The following is a 25,288-nucleotide window of genomic DNA, read 5'->3' on the forward strand; positions in this document are numbered from 1 at the left end:
GGTGGCCGGTATTGGGCTGTCTTGGGTGGGATAGCGGTACTTCGGAGTTTGGTTTGCCCTCACCCCGGCCCTCTCCCTGGGGGAGAGGGGGCGTTTGGGGAGGTGCGGTGCCGTGGGGTGTTGGGCTGAGCGCGGCGAAGCCCAACAGGCCCCAGGCCGGCTCAGTAGTAACTACGCATCACCGCGATTCCCGCTTCCAGCACGCCCTGCCATTCCTGGCGCAACGCTGGAGAGAAGTCAGCATCGTGTTGAGCCAGGGTGGCGAGCAGACAGTCGACCCAGAGGTCGTAGAGCTCGGGGTCGATGTCCAGCCTTGCGCGGCAATGGCTTTCGCCAAGCTGACGCAGCTTGGTGGTGGGCATGCCGCGGGCGACGAGTACCAGATTCATGATGCCGTGACGCAGCAGCAGCTTCTGCGCGGCCATGTCGGTGTGGGCGAATTTCTCCCGGACCCGGGGCGAGCTGGCCAGGAAGCGCTGGTAGAAATCATCGAAGAAGGCGGGGCTGGCGCAGCAGCGTCCATAGCTCAGCATCACGTTCTGGGCCGGCAGCATGCGGATTCCTGGGCGGGCATGAAGCGGCGCAGCCTGCCTGGGCGCGGGGCAGGCCGTGTTGATCCGGATCAGGTGACAGCCAGTTTGCCGCCCTGAAACATTTTGAACCAATTCACAGGGCCGCTTCTCTACCCTAGGCGCAGCGGTAGCCGAGAAACCCCTACTCCAGAGGGTCTGGTTCGTCGCGGCGCGACTAACGTCCCCTGGAGAACCCCATGAGTCAGACTCCCCTGCTAATCGGCTTCGTCATCATGTCGCTGGCTTCCCTGGCCATCTATGCCAAGGGTGCGCACCGCGGACCGTTGCGCGGCCATACCCTGGTCCATGCCGCAGTGCCCTTCATCGCCGCCACGGCCTATCTTTCCATGTACCTGGGAGTCGGTAATCTGATCAAGCCCGATGGGAGCATCACCTATCTGGCTCGCTACCTGGACTGGACCTTCACCACGCCGCTGCTGCTGGCCGGGGTGGTCAGCTCGGCCTATCTGGGCGCACGCGAGCAGGAAGGCCAGGCCGGCTTCGTGGCCTCCATCGTCACCCTGGACGTGGTGATGATCGTCACCGGCCTGGTCGCCTCCCTGGCGCCCTACGGCACCCTCAAGTGGGTGTTCTTCGCCTGGTCCTGCGCGGCCTTCGTCGGGGTGCTCTATCTGCTGTGGAAACCGCTGGCGGCCCTGGCTGGGCAGCACGCTGCGATCGGCGCGGCCTATCGCAAGAATGTCGGCTTTCTCAGTGTGCTCTGGCTGATCTATCCGGTGGTCTTCGCCGTGGGTCCCGAGGGGGTCTGGGCGGTGAGCGACGCCGCCACGGTCTGGGTCTTCCTGATCCTCGATGTGCTGGCCAAGGTGGTTTATGCCTTCACCTCGGAGCGCAATCTCAAGGCGGCCCTGGCGCGGCCTGGCGTCTAGGGATGAGCGTGAGCGGGCGCGGCTGGCTGGCGCTGGTGCTGACCGCCGGGCTCGCCAGTCTGGCGAGCGGGGCCGGGCAACTGGCCTATGCCCTGGCGGTAGGCCTGGGTCTGGGCCTGCTGCATGGGGCCAGCGATCTGCGCCTGGTCGCACCCGGGCGGCGCCTCGCCTTTCTCGGCTGCTATCTGGCGACAGCCCTGGCCTGCCTGCTCTGCTGGCAACTGGCGGGCACGGCAGCGCTGCTGCTGTTCCTGCTGCTCTCGGCCTGGCATTTCGCCCATGAAGACGAGCTGTTTCCCAATCGGCTGACCTCGCTGGCCCTGGGGCTGTTCATCATTGGCGGTCCGGCGGTGGTGCACGAAGCCGCCGTCGCCCGGTTGCTGGCTTTGGCCATGGGGCCGGCTGCCTCTCTGGCCCTCGCGGACTGGCTGGCCCGCGTGCTCGCCCTGGGTGGGCTGCTGGCGCTGCCGGTGCTGTTGCTGGCCGCCTGGCAGCAGCGGTGCCCCAGGTTGGCGGTGACGCTGCTGGCCGTGGTGCTGGCGCCGCCGCTGGTGGGGTTCGCCCTGGGCTTCTACCTGCTGCACGCCGCGCCCCAGACCGGGGTGCGCCAACGTTTGTTGGGGGCGGCCACCTTCAAGGCCTATCTGCGTCTGACGTGGCCGATCCTGCTGGGCGCTGCGCTGTTTACCCTGGCCGGTGGCCTGGTGTTCCTGCTGCAGGAGCGCACCGGCATCCGCGCGCTATTCGCCGTGCTGGCTGCCTTCGCCGTGCCGCACATGCTGGTGTTGCCGCGTTTTCTCGAAGCCGGCGTCGAAGCCGCGCCGCGCTCAGGGCCGCAGGTGATTGAGCGGTAGCTCGGTACTGGCCAGGATCTGGTTGAGCACAAAGCTCGACCGCACGCTGGAGACGCCCTCGATGCGCGTCAGGGTGCCCAGCAGCAGCTGCTGGTAGTGCTCCATGTCGGGTACGACGACCTTGAGCTGATAGTCCGCATCCATGCCGGTGACCAGGCAGCACTCCAGCACCTCGGGGCACTGGGCGATGATCGCCTGGAAGTTCTCGAAGCGCTCGGGGGTGTGCCTGTCCATGCCGATCAGCACGAAGGCGGTCAGCGACAGGCCAAGTTTCTTGCGATCCAGCAGGGCGACCTGGCGGGTGATGTAGCCGCTGTCTTCCAGTTGCTTGACCCGGCGTGAGCAGGGTGAGGGCGACAGGCCAATGCGTTCGGCCAGTTCCTGGTTGGAGAGACGCGCATCGCGCTGCAGTTCTGCCAAGATTTTCAGATCGAAGCGATCGAGTTTGTCCATTTTGTGTGCCTTGCGCTAGCCGATTGCGTTCAATCCTAGGTTTGTGGTCATGGATTGCGCAAGAGGCAGGAAAGAAGCTGCACAACGCAACCCGCTGCCGGCAGCAGGGGCGTAAGCTGAACTCAACTTCGATAGCCCGGTAGAGCTGTCCAACGAAGGCGCCCCAGGAGGGCCTTTCGCATCGTCAACGACGGTATCCCGTCCGCGACGCCCGGGCCCGCCCAGGTCACCATTCCTGGTCGATCGCAGCCACCGTCACGAGCGGTGCGAGAGGACAACGAATTCAAGGGGAGGCCGCAAGGTCTCCCCTTTTCTTTTGGGCGGAAGTTTTTGGCGTTTGGCTTACCCTCACCCCGGCCCTCTCCCAGGGGGAGAGGGGCATTTGGGGGAGGTTGGGTGGGAAGAGCATCGCGGCCATGGGCCGCTCCTACCGCGTTACATGCCTGTAGGAGCGGCCGCGTCGGCGGACCGCCATGGCCGCGATCGGGGCTTACGCCTGCCCGGGCGGCTGCTTGTCCACGGTCAGGGGCGCGTCGCTGGCGAGGAATTCCTTGGCCTCCTCTTCGCTGGCCACCGAGGGCGGCGAGCCGCGCAGGGGCTGGCCGGCGGTTTCGCGCACGGTGAGCATGGTCAGGATGCCGATCACCGCCGCGGCCATCATGTAGTAGGCCGGCACCAGGGGGTCGCCGGTCTTTTCCACCAGCCAGGCGGTGACCAGCGGGGTGGTCCCGCCAAACAGCGACACCGAGATGTTGAAGGCGATGGACAGGGCGCTGTAGCGGATCGGGGTGTAGAACAGCGCCGGCAGGGTGGACGGCATGGTGCTGGTGAAGCAGGCCAGGGCCATGCCCAGGAGCATCAGGCCGAGGAAGATCAGCCAGTCGTGGCCGCTGCCGATCAGCTTGAGGCAGGGAATCGCCAGCACCAGGATCGCCAAGCAGGCACCGATGATCATCGGCTTGCGGCCCAGGCGGTCGCTGAAGAAGCCACCGAGGATGTTGAGCGGCATCATCACCACCATGACGATGAGGATCAGCAGCAGGCCCTTGGTCTCTGCATAGCCCATGGTCACGGCCAGGTAGCTGGGCATGTAGGTCAGCAGCATGTAGTCGGTGACGTTGAACACCAGCACCAGGCCGATGCACTTGAGCAGGGCGACGCGATGCAGGGTGAACAGCTCGCGCAGGCTGTGCGCCGGGCCGTCCGCCGCCTTGCCCTCGTTGGCCTCGGTATGAGCCTTGAATGCCGGGGTCTCTTCCAGCTTGAGACGCATGTAGAGGCCGAGCAGGCCGAGCGGGCCGGCGATGAAGAAGGGCACGCGCCAGCCCCAGTCGAGCAGCTGCTCCTGCGTCAGGGCCGCCGTGAGCGCCGTCACCGTTCCCGCGCCGGCGATGTAGCCGGCGAGGGTGCCGAACTCCAGCCAGCTGCCCATGCGTCCGCGGGTCTTGTCGGTGGCGTATTCGGCGATGAAGGTGGCCGCGCCGCCGTATTCCCCCCCGGTGGAGAAGCCCTGCACCACCCGCGCCAGCAGCAGCAGGGCGGGCGCCCAGATGCCGATGCTCTGATAGCTGGGGATGAGGCCGATGCTGAAGGTGCCCAGGGCCATCATGATCATGGTCAGGGCCAGCACCTTCTGGCGACCGTACTTGTCACCCAGGGGGCCAAAGACCATGCCGCCGATGGGGCGAACCAGGAAGGCCACGGTAAAGGTGGCGAAAGTGGCGATCAACTGGGCCGCGGCATCGCCGTCGGGAAAGAAGACCTTGCCGAGGGTTACGGCCAGGTAGCCATAGACGCCGAAATCGAACCACTCCATGGCATTGCCAAGGGCGGCGGCACCGACGGCGCGCTTGACCAGGGAATTGTCGACGATGGTGAGGTCGTCCGGCTTTACCTCATGGCGGCGTTTGAACCAGCCAACGTGATGATGGTGTTTCGACATGTGTTTTCCTCCTTGCGTGGGGCCATAGACCCGAGCGGACCGCTAGAAGTGCGATGACAGAGGGGCAGAAACTTCCCCGCTACCCCCAGGGATCGACCCGGGAATGCCCGAAGCCCGAGATGATTGCAGGCGCGGACGTTCGCTCCGTCCTTGCGGGCTCCGGGTTTCTCGGCGTGCTCTCGGCACCTGCAGTGGCCGTTCGATGGCAGATCGGCGCGGGGCTAACAGCCAGGCTGGGGCAGGGTCCAAGCCTTGGGGTACTCTGGGTCATCCCCTCGTGGAGCCGTGCGATGAAATCGCCTGCCGTGCTGTGTGCGCTTGTCCTTTCCGGCGTTTCCCTGTGGAGCGCCGGGCCCGCCTGGGCCGATAACAACTATCGCCTCGGCGGCGGCTATGTCACGCCCCCGGCGGGCGCCCAGCCGCCGCCGGTCATGCCCCCAGGCAATGCCGGACGCTGGCAGGGCGGCGGTCAGGGTGGCTGGAATGGCGGCCCGCCCGGGCGGGGCGACGGTCCCGGGCGCGGCAATGGTCCGGCCCTGGAGCGCTGGGAGCGCAACGACCCCCCACCACCGCGGCCGGGCTATCAGCCGGCCTGGCAGGATCGACCCGTCCCCGTGCCGCGTCCCGGCTACATGATGCCGGCGCCCGACCAGCCGGGTCGGAACTATCCGCCGCCCCCGCCACCGCGTCCGGAGCGGGATCCGCACTGGGCCGGCCAGCGTCCGGGCTGGGGCGCCAATCCCCAGTGGCGACCGGGTTTCGAGGTGCCGGGCGTGCCGGCCGGCTTCACCCGCGTCTGGTACCGGGACAGCCAGTATTACTATGCCGACGGCTACTGGTATCGACCCCAGGGGCCGCGCTATGTGGTGACCCTGCCGCCGACCGGGGTGCGCGTCAGCGTCCTGCCGGCCTTCGCCGAGACCCTGTGGATGGGCGGCACCACCTACTATTTCGCTGCGGGCAGCTACTACCGCACCGATCCGGGTGGCGGCTTCGTCACCGTCGCCGATCCCAACGTGGCGGCCGTGCCGACCACGACGGCAGCGCCGGCAGGAACGGGTTACGACGCCTATGACGTCACCGCCTATCCCTTGCAGGGGCAGTCGCCGCAGCGCTACGCCACGGATCGCTACGACTGTCGGCGCTACGCCGCCGGAGAGTCGGGCTTCGATCCCGAACGCCCCGGCGCGGTCGCCGATCCCTATCTTGCCCAGCGCTTCCGCCAGGCCTTGGCGGCCTGTCTGGCGGGGCGTGGTTATCGCGTGGAGTAGCCGTCGCCTGGAGTAGCGCTCAGTCGTTGGTCAGTTGCACCAGGGTGAACAGCCCGAAGGGCGGCACGCTGCTGCGACTGGCGCGGCGCAGGTCTTCGCGGGAGAGGATGGAGTCCATGGCGAAGTCCGGGTGCCAGCCAAGCTTGCGCGAGGCCGGCGCCAGGGCTTTTTCCGCCAGCAGCCGCAGGCCGCTCTCGGCCTGGAAGTGATTGACCAGCAGCAGGTGACCGCCCGGCTTCACCACCCGGCGCATCTCCTGCATCAGCTTGCGCGGATTGGGCACCACGGAGGCCACGAACATGGCCACGGCGATATCGAAGGAGCCGGTGGGCAGGCCGGTGTCCTCGGCATTGGCTTCGAGCAGGGCGTCCACCGTGGTGATGGCATCGCGGCCGACCCGCTCCCGGGCCTTGGCCAGCATGTCGGGCGAGAGATCGATGCCGGTGACGCGCTTGTCGGCGCTGTAGTGGGGCAGGGCCAGCCCCGTCCCTACCCCCACTTCCAGTACCCGGGTACCCGCCAGGGCGTTGACCGCCGCCACCGCGCGCTTGCGGCCGGGGGCGGAAACGCCGCCGAACACCCGGTCATAGACATTGGCCCAGCGCCGATAGGCGGAAATGATGGCGGCATTGTCCAGCGCGGAGTGTGGAGCTGAGGTGTCGGCAGTATTCAGCGAGTAATCGATTTTCTTCGAGTCGTGCATAGCGGCCTTGTCATTGTCGGTAGATGAAAGCAGCGGTGTTACGAAGCGAATTCGGCGCGTCGTTTGAGGGTGATAAGTGCGATCTATGGGTGGCTACAGGCGTTGCGCTATTTCGTCGTGCGGATTGAAAGATGGCCTGCCGCTTGGCTGTCTAGGGCCTGCAAGCCAGGCGTAGCGGCTGCTCCAGATAGGGTTGTTACCGTTTTAGAACAATCTAACGGGGTTTGGCTAGTTATGGCTGGTGTTATCTCGCCTGGATGAGAAGTTGGTAGTTTTAATTGTTTTTGATTGTTCGTTCTTTCAATTTAAATATTATTTTATTGTTTGTTCGTTCAATCAAGCTGGTTGTCGGTTTGGGTTAATGAGATTTCCGCGCTGCTGCAGCGGAATAGTTGTGTAATCGTGGTCGTGGGAAGGCAGGTGCGGACGAGCGAAGCGTTTCGCAGATGACGTTGCAGGCTTAAAGGGATCAACATGCACGCCAAAGAGACTGGATGCGGCTTGTCTGCCCTGCATCCCCTATACCTGCTTACCGAAGCCCTTTAGCCTTGATAGGTCTCAAGATCAGACTCGTCGAAAGGCAGGCGCCTCTCCAACAAGAATCCTTGCGATTCGAATGCCATTACCTATCGTTAGGTTATGGGCACGGCAGATCAGACTCTGCTTCCTGCACCTTGAGCGTTGGCTTTGCTGCCGGTCGCCGAGCTTTGCGCAGGTTGAAAATCTGGTGTGCGGTAGTGGTCTAATCGAGCGTGAGGCCGGACATCTTGCTGGGCAACGCCTCTGGCCTGAAGAGCAGTAGCAATGTCGGCCTCGCCGCTGATACAGGTCATCAGGCATATCTTCCGCCAAACCTGGCGCACCTTTTCCAAGCAGAATCCTGATCCCTGAGGTAGCGATGCGAGCACGAGGCTTTACCCTGATCGAGCTGATGATCGTCGTGGCGATCGTTGGCATCCTGGCGGCCATCGCCTATCCCAGCTATCAGAACTATGTGCTGCGCTCCAACCGCAGCGAGGGGCAGGCACTGCTCAACGAGGCGGCAGCGCGGATGGAGCGCTTCTATGCGCAGAACAATGCCTATCCGACCAGTGTAAAAGACCTGAATATCGTCAATACAAAGACCAATGCCGGCAGTGATAGGGTGTTCTCCAGCAGCGGGTACTACGAGTTGACGATTTCAACCAGCGCTGCTGGCAGTGCTGGCTATAGCAGTGATGGTCCCTATGTGCTGACCGCGCAGCCGAAGGGCAGTCAGGAAAAAGATCCCTGTGGCAATCTGATGCTTAACGCTCAAGGCGTCAAAAAGGTATCGAGGGGTGATCCTACCGACTGCTGGCGCTAATCCTCCCGCCCCTGTACCAGGCCGGCATCCCGGTCCTGTTCCACACGATAGCCGCCAAAGCCCAGGGTCACCCGCTGGGTGGCGTCGGGCTTGCCGGCGTCGCGGGCTTCGTGTTCGACCACCAGGCGGTTGAGACGGTTGAGCAGGTGCATGGATTCGTCGTAGGCGGTGCGATAGAGACTTAGGGTCGAGTCCTGGGTCAGGTTGTGGCCGTAGACCACGTGAAAGGTGAAGTCCGGCGCGGCGCGGTCCTGCAGGTAGAGGCGCTCGAAGCCGGCCAGCAGGTCGCCGGTGAAATGGGCCAGCAGCCGCCCCGCGCCTTCCTGACTCTCGGTGCCGCGCAACAGCGAGCGGGGCGTGAGCACCACGCGATCTTCCTCGTCGAGACGGGCGTACCCCTTGCGCAGCCATTCATCCAGCACGGTGCGGGCGCGGACGTCGCTGCCGACGCTGGCGACCAGGGCGTCGAAACTCTGTTCGCCGCCGCGCCGCTGGGTGCGGGGGAGGGGGCGCAGATTGCCCTCGGCATCGAGCAGATCCAGCCGTGAGGTCCAGGCGCTGAGCACCTGCCATTCCAGGCTGGGCGTGCAGGGGGTGCGTTCCGGGCTGGCTTCGCGCAGAGCGCGGACCTCGCGGCGCGGCAGGCCGGTCAGCACCGAGATGCGACTGTCGGAATTGGGCTTGTCGCGCAGCGGTTCGAAATCCTGGGCGACCTCGAAATAGGTCTGGCGCAGCAGGCGATCGAAGGTCTGGTAGGTCACGCCGGAGGCGATGGCGATACGCACCAGCCGACCGATCAGGCTGCGTAGAAGCAAGGGTACCTTGGTGGAAAGCATGGGGGACTCGACGCGGCAGACGCCCGCCCATCTTCGCGGGGGCCCGGGCCCCCGTCAAACCAGCCGGTCACAAAGTGTCGCGGACGCCGCTCAGGCTGTCGTCCGCGGGTCAGGGCGCCGGTTAGCCAGGAGTACCCGATTCGGTCGCGCCGGCCACGTCCGGATCGTCCGGAAACTCTTCCGGCTCCATGTCCGCATAGGGCAGTTCTTCAGGCGGCGGGGTGTTGCTGGGGTTGTCGTAGGTCTTCTGGTCGGCGTCACTCATGGTGGCTCTCCGGGGTGGGTGTAGAGATATCGAACCCCTCTGGGCGGGGCCGTTCCCGAGCAGCTGTCGACAGCGACCTCAGGTCGGCCAGATGGCCAGGGGCCGAACGTCGTTAGCGCGATAGCGGTCCATTGGCTGACCGTCTCCTCCGAATGACGGCACCCGAGGATTCCCGTGATGACCACGCCTACCGCTGTCCATCCGTTGCCGTTCCAGCCCGCCTTCGAACAGGTGCCGGATGATGAAGCCGCCACCATTCGCGAAATGGTGGTGGCCATGAGAGACATCACCGAGACCACCTACGCCAATGGTGGCCATGCCATCCGCAGCGTGCATGCCAAGAGTCATGGTCTGCTCACCGGCCAGGTGACGGTATTGGGCGGCCTGCCGCCGGCCTATGCCCAGGGCGCCTTCGCCGTGCCGGGCAGCTATGCCGCGGTGCTCAGATTCTCGACCAATCCGGGCGATATCCTGGCCGACAGCGTCTCCACCCCGCGGGGCCTCGCGCTCAAGCTGATCGACGTGCCGGGCGAGCGCCTGCCTGGCAGCGAAGGGCAGGTGACCCAGGATTTCGTCATGCAGAATGCCCCGGCCTTTACCGCGCCGGATCCCAAGACCTTTCTCAAGACGCTCAAGCTGCTGGCCAAGACCACTGACCGCGGCGAGGGCCTGAAGAAGGTCGCCTCGGCAGTGTTGCGGGGTACCGAGAAGGTGGTGGAAGCCCTTGGCGGCGAGAGTCCGACGCTGAAGAGCCTGGGTGGCCACCCGGAGACCCATCCGCTCGGCGAAACCTTCTACACCATGGTGCCCTTTCTCTATGGTCCCTATTTCGCCAAGCTCAGTGTGGTCCCGGTGGCGCCCGAGCTGACCGCCCTGACCGATGCCCCGGTCGAGGTCAACGGCAAGCCCGACGGCCTGCGCGAGGCGGTCAATGCCCATTTCGCCCGGCACGGCGGCGTCTGGGAGATCCGCGTGCAGCTGGGCGTCGATATCGAGCAGACGCCCATCGAGGATGCCTCGGTGGTGTGGCCGGAAGATCTCAGTCCCTATGTGACCGTGGCGCGCCTGGAGGTCCAGCCGCAACCGGCCTGGAACGAGGCGCGCTCGCGCGAGGTGGACGACGGCATGGTGTTCAGCCCCTGGCACGGTCTGGCCGCGCATCGCCCGCTGGGCGGCATCATGAGGTCGCGGCAGCCGGCCTACGAGATGTCGTCGCAGTTCCGCAGCGAGCGTAACGGCTGCCCGTTGCACCATCCGCGTGGACCGGTGGAGCTGTAGCCGCGGTACTAGTTGAGCGTGGCGAGCTCGGCGTCGTCGAGTTCGCGGGCGCGTACCGCGGCCGGGCGGCTTACCAGCCCGGCGACATAGCGCTCGAAGTGCGGACGTTTCTCGACGGTGCCAAAGGCCATGCCCCAGGCGAGATGAGCGCCGACATAGACGTCGGCGGCGGTGAAGCGATCATCCACCAGGTACTCGCCCGGGGCCAGGGCGGCGTCGAGGGTGTCGAGCACCTCGTCGAGACTGCCATAGCCCACCGCGCCGCGCTTTTGCGGGTCCTCGGGCAGGACGACGCCCAGCGCCTGGTTGGTGGTGGCGGCCTCCAGCGGACCGGCGGCAAAGAACAGCCAGCGGTAGTAGGCACCGCGCGCCGGATCGCTCAGTGGCGGCGCGAGCCCCGCGGCGGGAAAGGCGTCGGCGAGATAGGCGCAGATGGCGGCGGTCTCGGTCACCACGGCGGCGCCATGGCGCAGCGCCGGTACCTTGCCCATGGGATTGATGGCGCGATAGGCCGGGGATTTCATCGCCGGCCCGTAGTCGACCCGCTGCACCTCGTAGGGTTGTCCGAGCTCCTCCAGCAGCCAGCGCACGATGCGTCCGCGCGACATGGGGTGGGTATAGAGCACAGGCCGGTCGAACATGGTGAAGCTTCCTTGAGTTGTCGTACCCCTTAGCATAGGTAGCCCCTCATCCAGCGTCCATTCACAGGAGCCTGGGTACCCTTCTGCTAAACTGGTAAACCTTTACCAGCCGTTTCACAGGACTCCCGTGCCCTCATCCTTCGCTTCCCTGCCACTGGCCGAGGCCATGCAGGCCAATCTGGCCGAGCTCGGCTACCTGAGCATGACGCCCATCCAGGCGGCCAGCCTGCCCATCATCCTCAAGGGCCAGGACCTCATCGCCCAGGCCAAGACCGGTTCGGGCAAGACGGCGGCCTTTGGCATCGGCTTGCTGACGGGACTCAATCCGCGCTATTTCGGCTGTCAGGCCCTGGTGCTCTGTCCGACCCGCGAACTGGCGGATCAGGTGGCCCGCGAACTGCGCCGCCTGGCGCGCACTACGCCCAACCTGAAGATCCTGACCCTCTGCGGCGGCATGCCGCTGGGGCCGCAGATCGCCTCCCTGGAGCATGGCGCCCAGGTGATCGTCGGCACCCCGGGTCGGGTGCAGGAGCACCTGCGCAAGGGCACCCTGGTGCTGGACGGCCTCAATGTCGCGGTGCTCGACGAAGCCGATCGCATGCTCGATATGGGCTTCATCGAGGCCATCGCCGACATCCTCAGCCAGACCCCGGCACGGCGGCAGACGCTGCTGTTCTCGGCGACCTATCCGGAAGGCATCGAGCGTCTGGCCCAGGACTATCTGCGTGCGCCGCTGCGCATCAGCGTCGAGAGTCAGCACAGCGACACCCAGATCCGTCAGCGCTTCTACGAGATCGCCGCCCCGGACCGCCTCGCCGCCGTGGTGCGCCTGCTCCGGCACCATCGCCCGGCCAGTGCCGTGGCCTTCTGCCAGACCCGTCAGCAGTGCCAGGAGGTGGTCGAGGCGCTGCATGCCCAGCGCATCTCCGCGGCTGCCCTGCATGGCGATCTGGAGCAGCGCGAGCGCGATCAGGTGCTGGCGATGTTCGCCAACCGCAGTCTCTGCGTGCTGGTGGCCACCGACGTGGCGGCCCGCGGCATCGACGTCGCCGGCCTGGAGGCCGTGATCAACGTGGAGCTGTCCCGCGATCCGGCGGTGCACGTGCATCGCATCGGCCGCAGCGGGCGGGCGGGCGAGCAGGGCCTGGCGCTGTCGCTGGTGGCACCGGCCGAGGCCAGCCGCGCCCAGGCCATCGAGGCTCAGCAGGGCTCGCCGCTGGATTGGCAGTCCCTCGGCGCCCTGCGCGATACCCCGGAGCCGCTGGTGCCGACCATGCACACCCTGGCCCTGGCGGCGGGCAAGAAGGACAAGCTGCGCCCCGGCGACATTCTTGGCGCCCTGACCGGCGACGCCGGCCTGCCCGGCGCCAAGATCGGCAAGATCACCCTGTTCGACAACCAGGCCTTCGTCGCCGTGGAGCGCGATATTGCCCGCCAGGCGCTGCAGCGGCTGAGCGAAGGCAAGATCAAGGGCCGGTCGATCAAGGTGCGGATGCTGTAGGGCCAGGGGCGGATACCCTCTGTTGCTACGTCGAATCCCAGCTGTTGGGCTTCGACGGTGGAGCCGTCTCAGCCCAACCTACGGTGCGGCCTGAGGTGTAGCCGTAGCGTGGAAAACGGCGCAGCCTTTTCCACTGGGACTTCGTCGTGAGGCGCGCCCTCACCCCAACCCTCTCCCTGGGGGAGAGGGGGTCGTCCGAATGCCTTGACGTAACTCGGGCTCTTGGGCTTCGACGATGAAGCCGTCTCAATTCAACCTGCCTCAGCCCTCGATCCCCATCCGCCGCCTGGCGCGATGGGAAGAGCCGTTGCGGACGGCCCAGCGCAGCACCGGGGCGGTGGCGCCGATACCGGTACGAATCAGCCGTTTTTGCAACGGGCCCTGGTGGAAACCCAGTTCCGCGCTGGCCCAGTCGGGCAGCAGGTCGATGCCGGCCTGCATCATCAGGGCGCCGAAGGGCTTGGCCAGAGCGCTGGGCGCGGGCGCCTGCAGCAGCACCCGGCAGACCTCGCGGCTGCGTTCGTCGCAGACCAGTTGGGGGCGTATTGCCTGGTAGTAGGCGGCGATCTCCGCTCGCGAGCGGGGCACGTCGGTCGCGCCCAGGCGTTCGGCGACCAGGGCGATCTCGGCGTAGTAGCGATCCTGTTCGGCACCCGGCAGCTGAGGATCGAAATAGCGCAGATAGGCCGCGAGGAAATGGCTGACCTCGGCCACATGGACCCAGGTCAGCAGCACCGGGTCTTCGGCGCTGTAGGGGCGACCGTCGGCGGCCCGGCCGCGGATATGCCGGTGGATGGCCTGGACCCGGGCGATCAGCCGCTCGGCATCGCCGCGGCTGCCGAAGGTGGTGGCGGCGATGAACTGGCCGGTGCGGCGCAGGCGGCCGAGCATGTCTTCGCGAAACTTCGAATGGTCCCAGACCCCGGCCAGGGCCAGCGGGTGCAGGGTCTGCATGAGCAGGGCGGCGACGCCGCCGATCAGCATGCAGGTGAAGTCGCTGTGTACCCGCCAGGGGATGCTGTCAGGCCCGAACAGCCCCGGATCGCCCGGCGGCTGCTCGTAGTCGACTTCGCCCAGGGACAGTCCGGTGAGGCTCATCACCTGCCGCTCGATACGGTTGCGGATCAGTTCCATGGGCTAGCGCGACAGCAGGTAGAGGGCGGCGTACTGCAGCAGCATGATGGTCTTGCCATCCAGCAGCCGACCGTCACGGGCCATGGCCAGGGCCTCGTCGAAGGGCAATTCCAGCAGCTCTATGTCCTCGCCTTCCTCGTGCAGGCCACCGCCGTCGGCGATGCGCTGGTCGGCGCGGTATTCAGCAGCAAAGAAGTGCAGCAACTCGGTCACCGAGCCGGGACTCATGAAGGCGTCGAACAGGTGCTGGACGTTGTCCAGGCGATAGCCGGTCTCTTCCTCGACTTCGGCCTTGATGCGCTCTTCCGGGGCGGCCGCATCGAGCAGGCCGGCGGGGGTCTCCACCAGCAGGCCATCGGCCAGGCCGTTGCCCAGGGTCGGCAGGCGGAACTGGCGGATCAGCAGCACGGTGCGCCGTTCGCGGTCATACAGCAAGATGGTGGCGCCATTGCCGCGGTCGTAGGTCTCGCGGGTCTGGCGTTGCCAGCTGCCGTCGCGGCGCAGGTAGTCGAAGGTGGTCTTTTTCAGCAGGCCCCAGTCGGCGGAAAGGGTCTCGACCTGCTGGATGCGAACGCGCGGGGTATCGGGCATGGGGGCTCGTCTGGACGGGAGGCGTCGGGCCACGGTAGCAGAAGCGGTGCCTTTTTAAGGCACGCGCCGCGACCCCGGGTTGCACCCCGCCGTGAGGACGGCTGATAGCCGACGTCTAGAACCAGCGGTCGTTCTTCTTGCGACCCCGCGTCATGGACGGCAGGATCAGGCCGGCCAGCAGGCCGGCGCCGGCGATACTGCCGCCGTAGACCATGTACTGCATCAGCGCCTGCTTGTTCTCGTTGCCGAGCTTGGCCTGGGTGCTGCGCAATTCCGACTGGGCCTGGGTGAGCTGGGCGTCGAGGTCCTTGCGGCGGCTCTCCAGTTCGTCGATCTGTTTCTTGCGCGAATCCAGGGTCTCCTGCATGCCCTGGACGCGATTCTTCCAGCTGTCGTCGATGGTCTTGAGCTGGCCGCTCAACTCGGCCACCTGCTGTTCCAGCTGCGGCAGGCGCTCGGCCTGGCCGGGCTTGGCCTGCAGGTCGGCATTGGGGATCCAGACGGTGCTGCCGCCTTCGCCGCGCACCTGGCTGTAGTCGCCCTGGGTGCTGATCAGCTCGACCTTCTGCCCGGACTTGAGGGTGCCGACGATGCGATAGCCATCGGTGGGACCACTGCGGACATAGGTGGTCAGGCTGTCGCTGACCCAGCGGGCAGTGCCTTCCTGGGCCACGGCGGTGCCGGCCAGGGAAGCGAGGGAGGCGGCCAGGCAGAGGCCGAGATGCGGGAGGCGGGACAGCAGGCGAGATGGGGACATGGGCATGATCGGGTCTTTATGCATGAGCTGAAAAGATGAAGGCCGTGGTGAACAAGCCGGATTATTGTGGGGCAGTACCCTAGCAAGCTGCCGCGCTCTATCCGCCAACCCGTAGCGCCCGCTGTTCGAGACGGTGAAGCAGTTCAAGCTTTGGCGGCGGAAAGCGACGGCCAGTGTCATCTTGCCGCCATGCGGCGGCAGGCGAAAGCTGCCAGGTCATTCAGGATCTTGCCGGCGGCGCTTCAGAGGCGCTGCAACAGATCCAGACTCAGGGCCGCGAGTGCGCCCAGGCCGGCGCAGCCGAAGGCCAGCGCCTTGCCCCACCAGTGTTTCCAGGCGATGGCGCCAGCCAGCATGCCCACCCCGCAGAGCAGCAGGCCGGACTTGAGATAGAAGTCGGACCAGGCGAGCAGCTGATCGATGAAGTCGAAGAGTTCTTGGAATTCCTGCGGCATGTGGCCTCCTGGCGCGCTGGCGCTATTGAGTCGCCGGGGCCCCGGTCGTTCCCTGGCAGTCCGCCACCAGCAGCCGCTCGGCCGAACCCTGGTCGCCCGGCTGGCTGCCCGCGCGGCCGGCCAGCAGCAGGAACTGGCGGCTGGCATCCCGGCTCGGCAGCGCCACCACCGCCAGCGACAGCCGTGGGTCCGGCAGCGGGTAGGGCGGCTGGCTGGCCAGGGCCTGGAAGAAATCCGCGGGCAGCAACTGGGCTTCGCTCAGCCGCCGCGCCTGATAACGACCGCCCGCCAGCGCCATGGGCAGCGCGCGCCAGTGTTCGTCCAGCTCGGGCACCAGTGGCGAGAGCTGCTCGCGCACCTCGGGCCGCAGGCAGGCCAGGTGCACATGCAGCTGATCCTGGCTGCGCCCGCTGGGGGCATTGAGGGCCAGGGCGATCCGCTCGTCCGCCACCGGCGCCTGGCCCCAGGCGCTCAGGTACCAGCGCTGGCGCCAGGCCAGGCCGAACCAGTTGGGTTGGCCGGGCTGCCAGAGCGCCGGACTCTCCAGTCCGCGCAGGGGCCGCAGGGGTACCAGGATGAAATGCTGTCGCTCACCCGGCGCGCGCAGCACGGCGAAGCCGGGGTCCTTGACCACCTGGCGACAGGGGGTGGCCAGGCCGGTGAGGCGGGCATTGGGTACGCAGAGCCCGGTCGTGACCTGGCGCAGCAGGTCGCGGCTGGCACAGCCCGTCAGCGCCACGCCCAGCATCAGCAGCCACGGCAGGCGCCGCCACGACGAGCGGATGCTGGGCGGCAGCGAACAACTGCGCGAACTGCGCTTCCAATGGCTATCAGGGCAATGCAGCGGGAGATCAGCCATGGCCAATGGTTGGGCCGGAGACGGCGCGGTTCAGGAACAGATCGACAGCACGGTGGACGATGCGGTGCAACGCGCCCGCAGCCGTCTGCACCGAGGCGCGAGCCTCACCCATTGTGAGGAGTGCGGCGACGCCATCCCCGAGGCGCGCCGCCAGGCGGTCCCGGGTGTGCACCTGTGCATCCGCTGCCAGTCCGAGCAGGACGCCGAAGACCAGCGCGCCGGCGGCTACAACCGGCGGGCGAGCAAGGACAGTCAGTTGCGCTAGGGGTGGATGGGGCAGTGGCATGGTGCGGCGACCTGGACAGGGCTGGACGTCTCGCAGGATCGAGGCTGCTAAGGGTTTGTACCATGCGGGCCTCACTCCAGCAGCTGGCATGTGACGTGCCAGCTGCTGGAGTGAGGCCGCCAGCAGGAATCAGTCGGGATGCACCGCATAGCCTCGCAGTCGGTTACCGTCAGGATCGCGTACGACGAAGCTGCGGCCGAACGGCAGGTTGGTTGGCGGTAAAAGCGCTTCGGCGCCCTGCATGCGCCAGCGATCGTACAGCTCATCCACCGCCGGCATGCTGGCCACCTTGAAGCCCAATTCACCCGTCGCGCTTCCCGCGCCAACCGCAGGAACCACGGCTTCCCTTGTCCACAAGCCCAGGGCGAGACCGGACGGAAGCACGAAGAGGGCGAAACCAGGGCCGTCCTCGACCGGGGTGAGGCCAAGCAATTCGGCGTAGAAATTCCGGCTGGTACGGACATCGGCAACATAGAACATCAGACTGGTGCTGTAGTGCATGGCGCATCTCCTCTGTGGTGATGCCGCCCAGTCTAAGGAACCCCACTGCCAGTTTCTGTCAGCATTCAGGCAGGCATGGAACCCTGGCGTTTCATCTGCCTTCGCCAATCTCTGAGCAGGCTCTGACGGCGCTGTGGATAGCGTTCTTCGCAGGCCTTTGCCGAGACGATGCGATCGGCGCGAAAGCTACGGAAGTCTTTACGCAACTCACACCAGCCGAGCAGCACCCGTGCGGCGTCGAAGTAGGCCAGCGCGAAGGGCCAGATGGTGCGCTGGGATTCGCTGTCAGTGGCATCGCGATAAACCAGGGTGAGCTTGGTTTCCTGGCGTATGGCTTGACGCAGGATCGCCGGATCGACCTGGTTGCGGGGTGTTTCCCGACTCGGTCCGATGAGCAGGGTGGTCATGGCCAATTCGTTTTGCAGCTCGCTCGGCAGGACCGCGGAGATCCGTGCCAGGGCATTGCTGGCGGCCGCTGCCAGGCTGCCATCGGTGCGTTCGGCTACCCAGCGCGAGCCGAGGACAAGGGCTTCAAGTTCTTCGGGGTGAACATCAGCGGTGGCAGCAGAAAACCTGGCTTGAGGATATAGCCGACGCCCGGTTCACCCTCGATCGCCGCACCCAGCGCCTGCAGGCTGGCGATGTCGCGGTACAGAGTGCGTAGACTGACTCCCGTTTCTGCGGCCAAGGCGCGGCCACTCACGGCGCGGCGGTGCCTGCGCAAGGCCTGGAGCAGATCGAACAGCCGTTCTGAGCGTGACATCCGCGCAGTTTAATCTGGGAGCAGGTGATGCTCTAGCCGTGGCCAGGCGCGTTTAGGCTTCTTGATAGGGCAGGTCGGCTATAGAAAGTTACCGGGCTGACGCAAAAGCTCGTTGGCCATCTCTCTGAGGCGCGCGATCTCGATCCTTTGCGTCTGTTGCTCCTCTGGCCCAAGGTCTCGCTCGCCATATTCGCGGCTCAGATAGAGGATGGCATCGTTGCCATCCGGGTCGTCGCTGTAACTGGAGTGGGCTGCGATTTCGTTCAGCAGTGCGTGCGAAATCGGCGCAATGTGCACGTGCAGGGAGAAGCCTGCGGAAAAGCCCAGCTTGTAGAAGACCACCCTGTAGGGTGCATAACAGCGCTGCAGAAGTTTCTCGGCGAACCCCAGTTGCTGACCTAATTCGGCCAGACTAGGCGCGTCGAGTGTGTTGAAGTCGCTCACGGCTTGTTGACTGCTCAGGGTCAGAAGACCGGGATACCGAGAGTCCCGCCGATAACCCAGGCGCCAGTGGACTGTCTCGACTATCAGGGTCGCCTCGTGTGTATCCGGCCTTGCAGTCATCGGTACCGCTCTACCTTGGAGAAGGGGACAGTCTACTCAGCTGCGACGCGCGCGGCCGTCCATTGCGCCTGGCTCAGCCGAAACAGCCGATGCGGTCGAAGCGGATGGCTTGGTGGCAGACGCGGATGTTCGAAGTGACCGGCGTCGGCCATCGCCAGCCGGCGCATCACGGCCAGTGACGGCTGATTGGCTGCCGCGGTAAAGGCGACCACTTCGTCGAGTCCGAGAGTGTCGAAGGCGTGGGCCAGGGCCAACTGGGCACCGCGGCTGGCGTAGCCCTTGCCCCAATAGGGGCGATCCAGCCGCCAGCCGATCTCGACCGCAGGTGCAAAAGGAAGATCGGATGACACCGGGCTGATTCCGAGCAAGCCGAGCAGGGCGCCGTCGGTACGGCGCTCCAGCGCCCAGAACCCCCAGCCGCGCTCGGCAATGCCCTGCCGGCAACGCTGGAGCAGCGCATCACTGGCCGCCCGGTCCAGGCAAGCAGGAAAATGCCGCATCACCTCGGGATCGGCATTCAGCCTGGCGAACGCGGCGCCATCCTCCGCTCGCCACTGGCGCAGCCCCAGCTCGACGTCGCCCGGCATCAGGGCGCTGCCGGGATCTGCAGGCCGCGTTGCACTGCCGGGCGGGCGAGGAAGGCGTCGAGGGCGCGACGGACCTTGGGAAAGTCCTGGAAGCCGATCAGGTCGGCCACCTGGTAGACCTCCAGCAGGGCGCGGATCCAGGGGAAGGTGGCGATGTCGACGAGGCTGTAGTCCTCGCCCAGGATCCAGGCGCGGCCCCCGAGCTGACCTTCCAGCACGCCGAGCAGGCGCCGGGCCTCGGTCACGTAGCGGTCGCGGGGGCGCTTGTCTTCGATGTCCTTGCCGGCGAACTTGGTGAAGAAGCCGAGCTGGCCGAACATGGGGCCGATGCCTCCCATCTGGAACATCAGCCACTGGATGGCCTGGTAGCGTTGCGCCGGCGCCTCGGGCAGCAGGCGTCCGGTCTTTTCCGCGAGGTAGAGCAGGATGGCGCCGGATTCGAACAGTCCCAGGGGTTCGCCACCGGGGCCGTCGGGGTCGAGGAGGGCGGGGATCTTGTTGTTGGGGCTCAGGGAGAGGAATTCCGCAGTGTGCTGGTCGTCCTGGCCGAAGTCGATGCGATGCACCTCGTAGGGCAGGCCGAGCTCTTCCAGCAGGATGGCCACCTTGACGCCATTGGGCGTAGGCAGCGAATAGAGTTGCAGGCGCTCGGGATGCCGGGCGGGCCAGCGATGGGTGATGGGGAAGCGCGACAGATCGGCCATGGTGGACTCCGGAAAGGGGGTGGTTCTGGGTGAGACCGGCGAGCGCGGCCCGGGTTGCCGGGTCTTCAGCGAAGCGGAACTTCGCGCGATGCCTACCCCTCCATCTGAGACGTATCCGCCTTCAGCCCCGCACCGAGGATTTCCCATGCTTCCCCACAGTCAGCAGGGCAGCGGTTCGCCCACCTTCGTGCTCATGCACTTTCTCGGCGGCTCGCACCGCACCTGGTTTCCCACCGCGCCCTACCTGGATGGCGAACACCGTTGCGTGGCGCTCAATACGCCAGGCTTCGGCGATGCCGCCGCGGTCGAGGGTTACAGCGTCGCCGAGATGGCCGACCAGGTGGATGCCAGCATCCGTGCCCTGGGCCTGGAGCGTTGCATCCTGGTGGGCCACTCGATGACCGGCAAGGTGGCCGTGGTGCTGGCGGCGCGGCGACCGGAGTATCTGCTCGGGCTGATCCTGGTGGCGCCTTCGCCGCCCGGGCCGCAGCCCATGAGCGAGGCGGATCGCGATGCCCAGCGCGCCTATGGCAAGAGCCGGGCGGAGGCCGAGGCCTTTGTCGACGAATCCAGCGCCCATCGCCTGCCCGATGCCATCCGCGAGGTGGTGATCGCCGATGCCCAGCGGCTGAATCTGCAAGCCTGGCGGGCCTGGGTCGATCATGGCAGTCGGGAGGACTGGAGCGACCGCATCGAGACCCTGGACTATCCGGTGCTGCTGGTCTGCGGCGCCGATGACCAGCAGGTGCCGGGTCCGGACGAACAGCGCCGCACCACCCTGGCGGCCTTCCCCAACAGCCGGCTGCAGGTCATTCCCGGTGCCGGTCACCTGATGCCGCTGCAGACGCCCCAGGCCCTGGCGCGGCTGATGCTCGACTTCGCCCGGGAGCTCTGACCGGTGGATTCGCTGACCCAGGCCGTGCTCGGCGCTACCGTCCAGACCGCACTGCTGGGTCGCTGGCAGGGTCGGCGCGCGATCCTCTATGGCGCCGCCCTGGCCACCCTGCCGGATCTCGATGTGGTCATCGACTACGGCGATGCCGTCAAGGAGATGACCTACCACCGTGGCTTCAGCCATTCGCTGTTCGTGCTGACCGGACTGGCCCTGCTGCTGACCTTGATCTGCAGTCGCTGGCGCGATCCGGGTTACAGCCAGGCACGCCTGTTCCTGACGCTCTGGCTGGTGCTCATTACTCATCCCTTGCTGGATGCCTTCACCACCTATGGCACCCAGCTGTTCTGGCCGCTGCCGACCACCCCGATAGCCTGGTCCAGCGTCTTCATCATCGATCCGCTCTATACCCTGCCGTTGCTGGTGGCGGTACTCGCTGGCCTGGTGATTGGCCCCAGGGGCAGAACCCCTCGGCTGGCCATGGTGGCCCTGCTGCTCTCCACGGCCTATCTGGGTTGGACCCTGGTGGCCAAATATTCCGCCGAGCGCCAGGTACGCCAGGCGCTGGCGGCCCAGGGGCAGGCGGATGCACGCCTGTTCAGCGCGCCGCTGCCCTTCACCAGTCTGCTCTGGCGGGTCATGGTGGATGACGGACCCGAACGCTACCGGGAAACCTGGGTGGGGCTGTTCGACGACCGCCCGCCCACCTTGGTCCCGCTGCCACGCGGGGGCGAACTGGCGCCGATCGTCGCCGACTCGCCGGCCGAACAGCGGCTGCGCTGGTTCACCGACGACTGGCTGCGCTATGACCGCCTGGGCGACGACCTGGTGGTGACCGATCTGCGCCTTGGCGCCACCGGCTACCACAGTTTCCGTTTCGCCCTGGCTCAGCGCGAGGCCAGCGGTTGGCGACTGGTCGCCGAACCCTCGCTGTGGCCGCGCGAGCGCGGCGGTCGCGAACAGCTGGCGGTGGTCTGGCGCAGACTCTGGCACCCGGAGTCGCCGGCACCGGTGGCGGACTGGGCGGCGCGGCTGTCGCGTCTGCCGGACTGACGCCAGGCCTCCAGCAGCAGCCGCCACCAGGGGCGCTGGGCCTCATGCAGGGCGGTATGGCGATCCAGGCCGATATCGGCCAGTTCCCGGTCGGTAAGGTCCGGCAGGCTGCGGCGGGTGGTCAGCTGGCGCTGGAACAGCAGCCAGCAGCCGCTGGCGCGGGTCTGATCGTGAAGGCTGGGGTCTCTGGGCATGGCGTCTCTCCTGGGCTGTCTCCATGCTCCGCCGCTAGCCGCCTCAGGGGCAGACCCAGGCCGGTGGGTTGTCCGCCATACAGCCGCCTTACAGCGTTCGGCTGTATGGTGCAGGGCGTGGCTATCTGTATGGCGCGCCATCCCCGCCTGCGCCGCTATAGTCCGGACATGAATCGCTATCAGCTGCTGGCCGATGCCCTCGGCCGTCGTATCGAACAGGGTCTCTATCGACCGGGCGAGCGCCTGCCGTCGGTGCGCGCCCTGGCCCAGGAGCACGGGGTCAGTCTGGCCACGGTGCAGCAGGCCTATCGGCTGCTGGAGGACCGCGGGCTGGTGGAGCCACGGCCCAAGTCCGGCTATTTCGTCCGCCTGGAAAGACGCGTCATCGAGTTGCCGCGGGTGACCCGCCCGGCGCGCTGGCCGGTGGAGGTGTCCGGCTGGGAGCCAGTGCGCGAGCTGATGACCTCCACCCCGGATTCGGTACGGGTGCAACTCGGCCGCGGCCTGCCGGATACCGAGGCGCCGACCCTGGCCCCCTTGCTGGCCGGCATGGCGCGCCTGGCGCGGCGGCCGGGCAATGCCGGGCTGTCCTACGACAGCATCCAGGGCGTGGTGGCCTTGCGCGAACAGGTGGCCCGGCTGCAGCTGGATGCCGGCTGCGTGCTCACCGCCGATGACATCGTCATCACCAGCGGTGCCCACGAGGCCCTGGCCACGGCCTTGCGCGCCACCTGCCAGGAGGGCGACATCGTCGCGGTGGATTCGCCGACCTTTCACGGGGTGATGCAGACCCTCAAGGGTCAGGGCCTCAAGGCACTGGAGATCCCTACCGATCCGCGCACCGGCATCAGCCTGCCGGCGCTGGAACTGGCCCTGGAGCAATGGCCGGTACGGGCCATCCAGCTCACCCCCAGTTGCAACAATCCCCTGGGCTACTGCATGCCCGAGGCCAACAAGCGCCAGCTGGTGGCCCTGGCGCGCAAGCACGACCTGGCGGTGATCGAAGACGATGTCTATGGCGATCTGCTCTATGGCTATCCGCGGGCGCGAGCGCTCAAGGCCTTCGACGAAGACGATCGGGTAATCCTCTGCAGTTCCTTTTCCAAGACCCTGGCACCCGGTCTCCGGGTTGGCTGGGTGGCGCCCGGGCGCTATGCCGAGCGCATCCTGCACCTCAAGTACATAGGCACCGGCTGTACCGCTCCCCAGCCGCAGCTGGCCATCGCCGAATTCATCGCCGCCGGTCACTACACCGTGCACGTCCGCCGCATGCGCGCCCAGTACCAGCGCAATCGCGACCTGATGAGTGCCTGGGTGCAGCGCTACTTTCCCGCCGGAACCCGGGTCAGCCAGCCCCAGGGCAGCTTCCTGCTGTGGGTGGAGTTGCCCGAGGCCTGCGACAGCCATCGACTCAATCGCGAACTGCTCGCCCAGAGCGTGCAGATCGCCTGCGGCAGCATCTTTTCTGCCTCGGGCAAGTACCGTAACTGCCTGCGCCTGAACTATGCCCAGGCCCAGCGTCCGGGGATCGAGGAGGGCGTGCGGCGCGTGGGCGAGGCCGCCTGCCGCCTGCTCGACGAAGCGCTGCCGCGGTCGCTGGCCCTGCCGGTCTAGCCGAGTTCGGCGATCTCGCTGCAATTGCGCCCGCGATGCTTGGCGCGGTAGAGGGCGGCATCGGCCTGGGCCAGCAGGCGGACCGGGACGCCTTCCGCCAGCCGCGGCGTCACCGCCACGCCGAAGCTGGCGGTGACCGGCAGCGCCTCGGTCGGGCCGACGGCGAAGGGCGCCTCGGCGATGCCGCAGCGCAGGCGCTCGGCCAGTGCCAGGGCGTCGGTCGGCTGGGCTACATCGGCGAGCACGGCGAATTCCTCGCCACCGATCCGGGCGATGCGATCACCGGGACGCAGCAGCTCGCGGCAGCGCTGCGCCAGTTGCTGCAGCAGCAGATCACCGGCGGCGTGCCCGTAGGTGTCGTTGATGCGCTTGAAGTGATCGATATCGAAGGCGATCGCCGCCAGCTGCCCGGCGGTGCGGGTCACCCCCTGCGCCAGCTCGCGTTCGAAGGCGCGTCGATTGGCCAGGCCGGTCAGGTAGTCGGTCTCCGCGCGGACCCCCAGTTCGGCGATCAGGGCATCACGCTCCTCACGCAGCCGGTCGGCCTGCAGTAACTCGTCCTCCAGCTGGGCGAAGGCGGCGAACAGGCTGCGCGGGTCATCTTCGGCCACCGTCCCGAGCGGTCGGGCGCGCCGGCTGAGGCTGAGCAGTCGCTGGGTATTGGCCAGCAGCGGCGTCAGCAGGCGCTGCTTGAGCAACAGTAGACCGGTACCCAGCGCCAGCAGGATGCCCACCGCCGCGGCGATGGTCAGCCACAGCCGCAGCTGGGCCTCGCGTGCCAGGGCATCGGCTTCGTCACGGGCCAGACTCAGCATCTCGTCGCGCAACTCCAGGATGCTGACCATGGTCGGGACATAGCCCTGGGCGAAGCTGGCCGCAGTGGGCGCCGTGCCGGTCGCCAGGGCGGCGAGGGTCTGGTGGTACCAGTCCAGGCCTTCGCCCAGGTAGCGCTTTTGCACATGCAAGAAGCAGTCGTGCTCGGGACGGCCGGGGGCCAGGTTGAGGTTGCTGCGCAAGAGATCCATCAGCTGGTTGATGCGACCCTGGGTCTGCAGCAACTGGACCTGTTCCGCCCCGCTGGGCAGGCGCTGCGCCTGCAGCGCCGGGGTCAGCAGCGAACCCAGGCGTCCGGCGGTGTCGCGCAGACGGGCGGCCAGCTTGGCATTGACCAGGTAGATGGCCACGGCCGGGCTGCGCTGGATGAGGTCGTGCAGGGTGAGGTCGGCGGTGATGAAGTTGCTGTCGAGGGCGCGGAACATACCCTGGACCACGGTGGCGATGTCCTGGGACGGGGGATCGTCCGGCGTCCCCCGGAGGCGCTGGTCGACCCGGGCACGGGCCTGCAGCAGCGTCTGATAGCCGTTTGCCGCCTGCTCGGCGGTCACGCTGCATTGCCGGCAGCCCTGCAACAGCACCTGTAGCCGGGCGAAGCGCTGATCGCTCAGGGCCCGGGCGCGCGCCAGCTCATGGCTATCGCCGCCGCGACCGCCGAGCAGGGCATTGGTCGGGCCACGCTCGGCGGAGACGGCCTCCACCAGCCGCAGCGCCTCCTCGTAGACCGGCAACTGGTCACGGGTCAGGCCCATGCTCATCGAGTTCTCCTGGGCCTGCTGGACGAGCAGGGCCATGCCGCAGGCGGTGGCGAGCGAGGTCACCACCAGCAAGGCATTAATCAGTCGATTGAGATGAGCGGTCAGCAGAAAACGGCCAGACATCAGGCGACACCGAAGCGAGCATGCCCAGGAGGCGAGCCGATTCCGAACAGCGGAGGATTCAGGCTCTC

General features: G+C 66.8%; 27 protein-coding genes and 2 pseudogenes. 10 read left to right on the forward strand and 19 right to left on the reverse strand.

Translation table 11 applies throughout. The features are described 5' to 3' along the window. Nucleotides 1-161: 161 nt before the first annotated feature. Entirely contained in the window at nt 162-554 is a 393-nt protein-coding gene (locus tag BGI51_RS10525) for a globin domain-containing protein (RefSeq protein WP_187981083.1), read from the reverse strand. Nucleotides 555-769: 215 nt separating this feature from the next. Between BGI51_RS10525 and BGI51_RS10530 the strand changes: the two genes are divergently transcribed. Both BGI51_RS10530 and BGI51_RS10535 read left to right on the forward strand, forming a co-directional pair. After that, nucleotides 770-1,462: a bacteriorhodopsin gene (locus BGI51_RS10530; protein ID WP_187981084.1), complete on the forward strand. Its 693-nt coding sequence runs from the start codon at nt 770-772 to the stop codon at nt 1,460-1,462. A gap of 2 nt (nt 1,463-1,464) precedes the next feature. Next, nucleotides 1,465-2,316, forward strand: a complete 852-nt coding sequence (locus BGI51_RS10535) for a Brp/Blh family beta-carotene 15,15'-dioxygenase (RefSeq protein WP_187981085.1) — start codon at nt 1,465-1,467, stop codon at nt 2,314-2,316. Here the strand turns inward: BGI51_RS10535 and BGI51_RS10540 are convergent. Both BGI51_RS10540 and proP read right to left on the reverse strand, forming a co-directional pair. Then, a complete protein-coding gene (locus BGI51_RS10540) occupies nt 2,290-2,769 on the reverse strand; it encodes an Lrp/AsnC family transcriptional regulator (protein WP_064309082.1) in 480 nt (159 codons plus the stop codon). The two genes, BGI51_RS10535 and BGI51_RS10540, sit on opposite strands and share 27 nt — an antisense overlap. 490 nt (nt 2,770-3,259) lie before the next feature. After that, complete coding sequence (gene proP / locus BGI51_RS10545) at nt 3,260-4,711, reverse strand: glycine betaine/L-proline transporter ProP (protein WP_133863240.1); 1,452 nt, start codon at nt 4,709-4,711, stop codon at nt 3,260-3,262. 290 nt (nt 4,712-5,001) lie between these two features. Between proP and BGI51_RS10550 the strand changes: the two genes are divergently transcribed. Then, complete coding sequence (locus BGI51_RS10550) at nt 5,002-5,982, forward strand: DUF6515 family protein (protein ID WP_187981086.1); 981 nt, start codon at nt 5,002-5,004, stop codon at nt 5,980-5,982. Between the two features lie 19 nt (nt 5,983-6,001). Here the strand turns inward: BGI51_RS10550 and BGI51_RS10555 are convergent, their stop codons facing one another. Then, nucleotides 6,002-6,685: a class I SAM-dependent methyltransferase gene (locus BGI51_RS10555; protein WP_187981087.1), complete on the reverse strand. Its 684-nt coding sequence runs from the start codon at nt 6,683-6,685 to the stop codon at nt 6,002-6,004. 898 nt (nt 6,686-7,583) lie between these two features. Between BGI51_RS10555 and BGI51_RS10560 the strand changes: the two genes are divergently transcribed. Further along, on the forward strand, nt 7,584-8,030 hold the full coding sequence (locus BGI51_RS10560) for a type IV pilin protein (protein ID WP_187981088.1): 447 nt from the start codon (nt 7,584-7,586) through the stop codon (nt 8,028-8,030). On the opposite strand, the gene BGI51_RS10565 is transcribed toward BGI51_RS10560, so the two are convergent. Then, entirely contained in the window at nt 8,027-8,866 is an 840-nt protein-coding gene (locus tag BGI51_RS10565) for a DUF6502 family protein (RefSeq protein WP_133863247.1), read from the reverse strand. The genes BGI51_RS10560 and BGI51_RS10565 overlap by 4 nt on opposite strands. 121 nt (nt 8,867-8,987) lie before the next feature. Further along, nucleotides 8,988-9,131, reverse strand: coding sequence for a hypothetical protein (locus BGI51_RS10570; RefSeq protein WP_007161029.1), 144 nt, complete (start codon nt 9,129-9,131; stop codon nt 8,988-8,990). Nucleotides 9,132-9,308: 177 nt separating this feature from the next. Here BGI51_RS10570 and BGI51_RS10575 point away from each other — a divergent pair, with 177 nt between their 5' ends. Then, nucleotides 9,309-10,409, forward strand: a complete 1,101-nt coding sequence (locus BGI51_RS10575; protein ID WP_187981089.1) for a catalase family protein — start codon at nt 9,309-9,311, stop codon at nt 10,407-10,409. A gap of 8 nt (nt 10,410-10,417) precedes the next feature. Here BGI51_RS10575 and BGI51_RS10580 read toward each other — a convergent pair whose 3' ends face one another. Further along, a complete protein-coding gene (locus BGI51_RS10580; RefSeq protein WP_187981090.1) occupies nt 10,418-11,050 on the reverse strand; it encodes a glutathione S-transferase family protein in 633 nt (210 codons plus the stop codon). A gap of 127 nt (nt 11,051-11,177) precedes the next feature. Between BGI51_RS10580 and dbpA the strand changes: the two genes are divergently transcribed. Then, a complete protein-coding gene (dbpA, locus tag BGI51_RS10585; RefSeq protein WP_187981091.1) occupies nt 11,178-12,551 on the forward strand; it encodes an ATP-dependent RNA helicase DbpA in 1,374 nt (457 codons plus the stop codon). Nucleotides 12,552-12,812: 261 nt separating this feature from the next. Here dbpA and BGI51_RS10590 read toward each other — a convergent pair whose 3' ends face one another. The 5 genes from BGI51_RS10590 to BGI51_RS10610 all read right to left on the reverse strand — a co-directional run bounded on the left by BGI51_RS10590 (nt 12,813) and on the right by BGI51_RS10610 (nt 16,347). Then, a complete protein-coding gene (locus tag BGI51_RS10590) occupies nt 12,813-13,685 on the reverse strand; it encodes an oxygenase MpaB family protein (protein WP_187981092.1) in 873 nt (290 codons plus the stop codon). Nucleotides 13,686-13,688: 3 nt separating this feature from the next. Next, nucleotides 13,689-14,276, reverse strand: coding sequence for an NUDIX domain-containing protein (locus BGI51_RS10595; protein WP_133863251.1), 588 nt, complete (start codon nt 14,274-14,276; stop codon nt 13,689-13,691). Between the two features lie 115 nt (nt 14,277-14,391). Beyond that, nucleotides 14,392-15,039 carry a TIGR04211 family SH3 domain-containing protein gene (locus BGI51_RS10600; RefSeq protein WP_133863252.1) on the reverse strand — a complete coding sequence of 216 codons (648 nt, stop codon included), beginning with the start codon at nt 15,037-15,039 and terminating at the stop codon, nt 14,392-14,394. A 236-nt stretch (nt 15,040-15,275) separates the two neighbouring features. Next, nucleotides 15,276-15,488: a hypothetical protein gene (locus tag BGI51_RS10605; protein WP_133863253.1), complete on the reverse strand. Its 213-nt coding sequence runs from the start codon at nt 15,486-15,488 to the stop codon at nt 15,276-15,278. Between the two features lie 22 nt (nt 15,489-15,510). Beyond that, nucleotides 15,511-16,347, reverse strand: coding sequence for a CDP-diacylglycerol diphosphatase (locus tag BGI51_RS10610; RefSeq protein ID WP_252977264.1), 837 nt, complete (start codon nt 16,345-16,347; stop codon nt 15,511-15,513). On the opposite strand from BGI51_RS10610, the gene BGI51_RS10615 reads away from it, so the two are divergent. After that, complete coding sequence (locus BGI51_RS10615; RefSeq protein ID WP_017642690.1) at nt 16,346-16,612, forward strand: DksA/TraR family C4-type zinc finger protein; 267 nt, start codon at nt 16,346-16,348, stop codon at nt 16,610-16,612. The genes BGI51_RS10610 and BGI51_RS10615 overlap by 2 nt on opposite strands. 150 nt (nt 16,613-16,762) lie before the next feature. Here BGI51_RS10615 and BGI51_RS10620 read toward each other — a convergent pair whose 3' ends face one another. From BGI51_RS10620 to BGI51_RS10640, 5 genes and pseudogenes are all read right to left on the reverse strand, one after another. Further along, the gene (locus BGI51_RS10620; protein WP_187981093.1) at nt 16,763-17,134 is read right to left on the reverse strand and encodes a VOC family protein; all 372 of its coding nucleotides are present in this window, start codon (nt 17,132-17,134) and stop codon (nt 16,763-16,765) included. A gap of 65 nt (nt 17,135-17,199) precedes the next feature. Beyond that, a pseudogene (locus BGI51_RS10625) lies at nt 17,200-17,897 on the reverse strand (helix-turn-helix transcriptional regulator). A 78-nt stretch (nt 17,898-17,975) separates the two neighbouring features. After that, complete coding sequence (locus BGI51_RS10630) at nt 17,976-18,341, reverse strand: hypothetical protein (protein ID WP_252977265.1); 366 nt, start codon at nt 18,339-18,341, stop codon at nt 17,976-17,978. Between the two features lie 152 nt (nt 18,342-18,493). Next, a complete protein-coding gene (locus tag BGI51_RS10635; protein WP_187981095.1) occupies nt 18,494-19,048 on the reverse strand; it encodes a GNAT family N-acetyltransferase in 555 nt (184 codons plus the stop codon). Next, nucleotides 19,048-19,752 carry a glutathione S-transferase N-terminal domain-containing protein gene (locus tag BGI51_RS10640; protein WP_187981096.1) on the reverse strand — a complete coding sequence of 235 codons (705 nt, stop codon included), beginning with the start codon at nt 19,750-19,752 and terminating at the stop codon, nt 19,048-19,050. Before BGI51_RS10640 ends, BGI51_RS10635 begins: the two co-directional genes overlap by 1 nt. 145 nt (nt 19,753-19,897) lie before the next feature. Here BGI51_RS10640 and BGI51_RS10645 point away from each other — a divergent pair, with 145 nt between their 5' ends. Together BGI51_RS10645 and BGI51_RS10650 are read left to right on the forward strand one after the other, a co-directional pair. After that, nucleotides 19,898-20,647, forward strand: a complete 750-nt coding sequence (locus BGI51_RS10645; RefSeq protein ID WP_187981097.1) for an alpha/beta fold hydrolase — start codon at nt 19,898-19,900, stop codon at nt 20,645-20,647. 3 nt (nt 20,648-20,650) lie between these two features. Continuing rightward, the gene (locus tag BGI51_RS10650; RefSeq protein WP_187981098.1) at nt 20,651-21,697 is read left to right on the forward strand and encodes a metal-dependent hydrolase; all 1,047 of its coding nucleotides are present in this window, start codon (nt 20,651-20,653) and stop codon (nt 21,695-21,697) included. Between the two features lie 86 nt (nt 21,698-21,783). Here the strand turns inward: BGI51_RS10650 and BGI51_RS23865 are convergent. Beyond that, nucleotides 21,784-22,032: pseudogene (locus BGI51_RS23865) on the reverse strand (hypothetical protein); the annotation flags it as partial. A 27-nt stretch (nt 22,033-22,059) separates the two neighbouring features. On the opposite strand from BGI51_RS23865, the gene BGI51_RS10655 reads away from it, so the two are divergent. Continuing rightward, nucleotides 22,060-23,505, forward strand: a complete 1,446-nt coding sequence (locus BGI51_RS10655; RefSeq protein ID WP_187981305.1) for a PLP-dependent aminotransferase family protein — start codon at nt 22,060-22,062, stop codon at nt 23,503-23,505. Here BGI51_RS10655 and BGI51_RS10660 read toward each other — a convergent pair. Beyond that, nucleotides 23,502-25,220: a GGDEF domain-containing protein gene (locus tag BGI51_RS10660; protein WP_187981099.1), complete on the reverse strand. Its 1,719-nt coding sequence runs from the start codon at nt 25,218-25,220 to the stop codon at nt 23,502-23,504. The two genes, BGI51_RS10655 and BGI51_RS10660, sit on opposite strands and share 4 nt — an antisense overlap. Nucleotides 25,221-25,288 lie beyond the last annotated feature (68 nt).

This window comes from Pseudomonas oryzihabitans (genome assembly GCF_014522265.1).
GTDB classification, from domain to species: Bacteria; Pseudomonadota; Gammaproteobacteria; order Pseudomonadales; family Pseudomonadaceae; genus Chryseomonas; species Chryseomonas aestiva.

Excerpts from the sequence above, each read along its gene's own strand:
- BGI51_RS10525 (WP_187981083.1), bottom strand. The coding sequence starts at position 554 with ATGCTGCCGGCCCAGAACGTGATGCTGAGCTATGGACGCTGCTGCGCC.
- BGI51_RS10530 (WP_187981084.1), top strand. The coding sequence starts at position 770 with ATGAGTCAGACTCCCCTGCTAATCGGCTTCGTCATCATGTCGCTGGCT.
- BGI51_RS10535 (WP_187981085.1), top strand. The coding sequence starts at position 1,465 with ATGAGCGTGAGCGGGCGCGGCTGGCTGGCGCTGGTGCTGACCGCCGGG.
- BGI51_RS10540 (WP_064309082.1), bottom strand. The coding sequence starts at position 2,769 with ATGGACAAACTCGATCGCTTCGATCTGAAAATCTTGGCAGAACTGCAG.
- proP (WP_133863240.1), bottom strand. The coding sequence starts at position 4,711 with ATGTCGAAACACCATCATCACGTTGGCTGGTTCAAACGCCGCCATGAG.
- BGI51_RS10550 (WP_187981086.1), top strand. The coding sequence starts at position 5,002 with ATGAAATCGCCTGCCGTGCTGTGTGCGCTTGTCCTTTCCGGCGTTTCC.
- BGI51_RS10555 (WP_187981087.1), bottom strand. The coding sequence starts at position 6,685 with ATGCACGACTCGAAGAAAATCGATTACTCGCTGAATACTGCCGACACC.
- BGI51_RS10560 (WP_187981088.1), top strand. The coding sequence starts at position 7,584 with ATGCGAGCACGAGGCTTTACCCTGATCGAGCTGATGATCGTCGTGGCG.
- BGI51_RS10565 (WP_133863247.1), bottom strand. The coding sequence starts at position 8,866 with ATGCTTTCCACCAAGGTACCCTTGCTTCTACGCAGCCTGATCGGTCGG.
- BGI51_RS10570 (WP_007161029.1), bottom strand. The coding sequence starts at position 9,131 with ATGAGTGACGCCGACCAGAAGACCTACGACAACCCCAGCAACACCCCG.
- BGI51_RS10575 (WP_187981089.1), top strand. The coding sequence starts at position 9,309 with ATGACCACGCCTACCGCTGTCCATCCGTTGCCGTTCCAGCCCGCCTTC.
- BGI51_RS10580 (WP_187981090.1), bottom strand. The coding sequence starts at position 11,050 with ATGTTCGACCGGCCTGTGCTCTATACCCACCCCATGTCGCGCGGACGC.
- BGI51_RS10590 (WP_187981092.1), bottom strand. The coding sequence starts at position 13,685 with ATGGAACTGATCCGCAACCGTATCGAGCGGCAGGTGATGAGCCTCACC.
- BGI51_RS10595 (WP_133863251.1), bottom strand. The coding sequence starts at position 14,276 with ATGCCCGATACCCCGCGCGTTCGCATCCAGCAGGTCGAGACCCTTTCC.
- BGI51_RS10600 (WP_133863252.1), bottom strand. The coding sequence starts at position 15,039 with ATGCCCATGTCCCCATCTCGCCTGCTGTCCCGCCTCCCGCATCTCGGC.
- BGI51_RS10605 (WP_133863253.1), bottom strand. The coding sequence starts at position 15,488 with ATGCCGCAGGAATTCCAAGAACTCTTCGACTTCATCGATCAGCTGCTC.
- BGI51_RS10615 (WP_017642690.1), top strand. The coding sequence starts at position 16,346 with ATGGCCAATGGTTGGGCCGGAGACGGCGCGGTTCAGGAACAGATCGAC.
- BGI51_RS10610 (WP_252977264.1), bottom strand. The coding sequence starts at position 16,347 with ATGGCTGATCTCCCGCTGCATTGCCCTGATAGCCATTGGAAGCGCAGT.
- BGI51_RS10620 (WP_187981093.1), bottom strand. The coding sequence starts at position 17,134 with ATGCACTACAGCACCAGTCTGATGTTCTATGTTGCCGATGTCCGTACC.
- BGI51_RS10635 (WP_187981095.1), bottom strand. The coding sequence starts at position 19,048 with ATGCCGGGCGACGTCGAGCTGGGGCTGCGCCAGTGGCGAGCGGAGGAT.
- BGI51_RS10640 (WP_187981096.1), bottom strand. The coding sequence starts at position 19,752 with ATGGCCGATCTGTCGCGCTTCCCCATCACCCATCGCTGGCCCGCCCGG.
- BGI51_RS10645 (WP_187981097.1), top strand. The coding sequence starts at position 19,898 with ATGCTTCCCCACAGTCAGCAGGGCAGCGGTTCGCCCACCTTCGTGCTC.
- BGI51_RS10655 (WP_187981305.1), top strand. The coding sequence starts at position 22,060 with ATGAATCGCTATCAGCTGCTGGCCGATGCCCTCGGCCGTCGTATCGAA.
- BGI51_RS10660 (WP_187981099.1), bottom strand. The coding sequence starts at position 25,220 with ATGTCTGGCCGTTTTCTGCTGACCGCTCATCTCAATCGACTGATTAAT.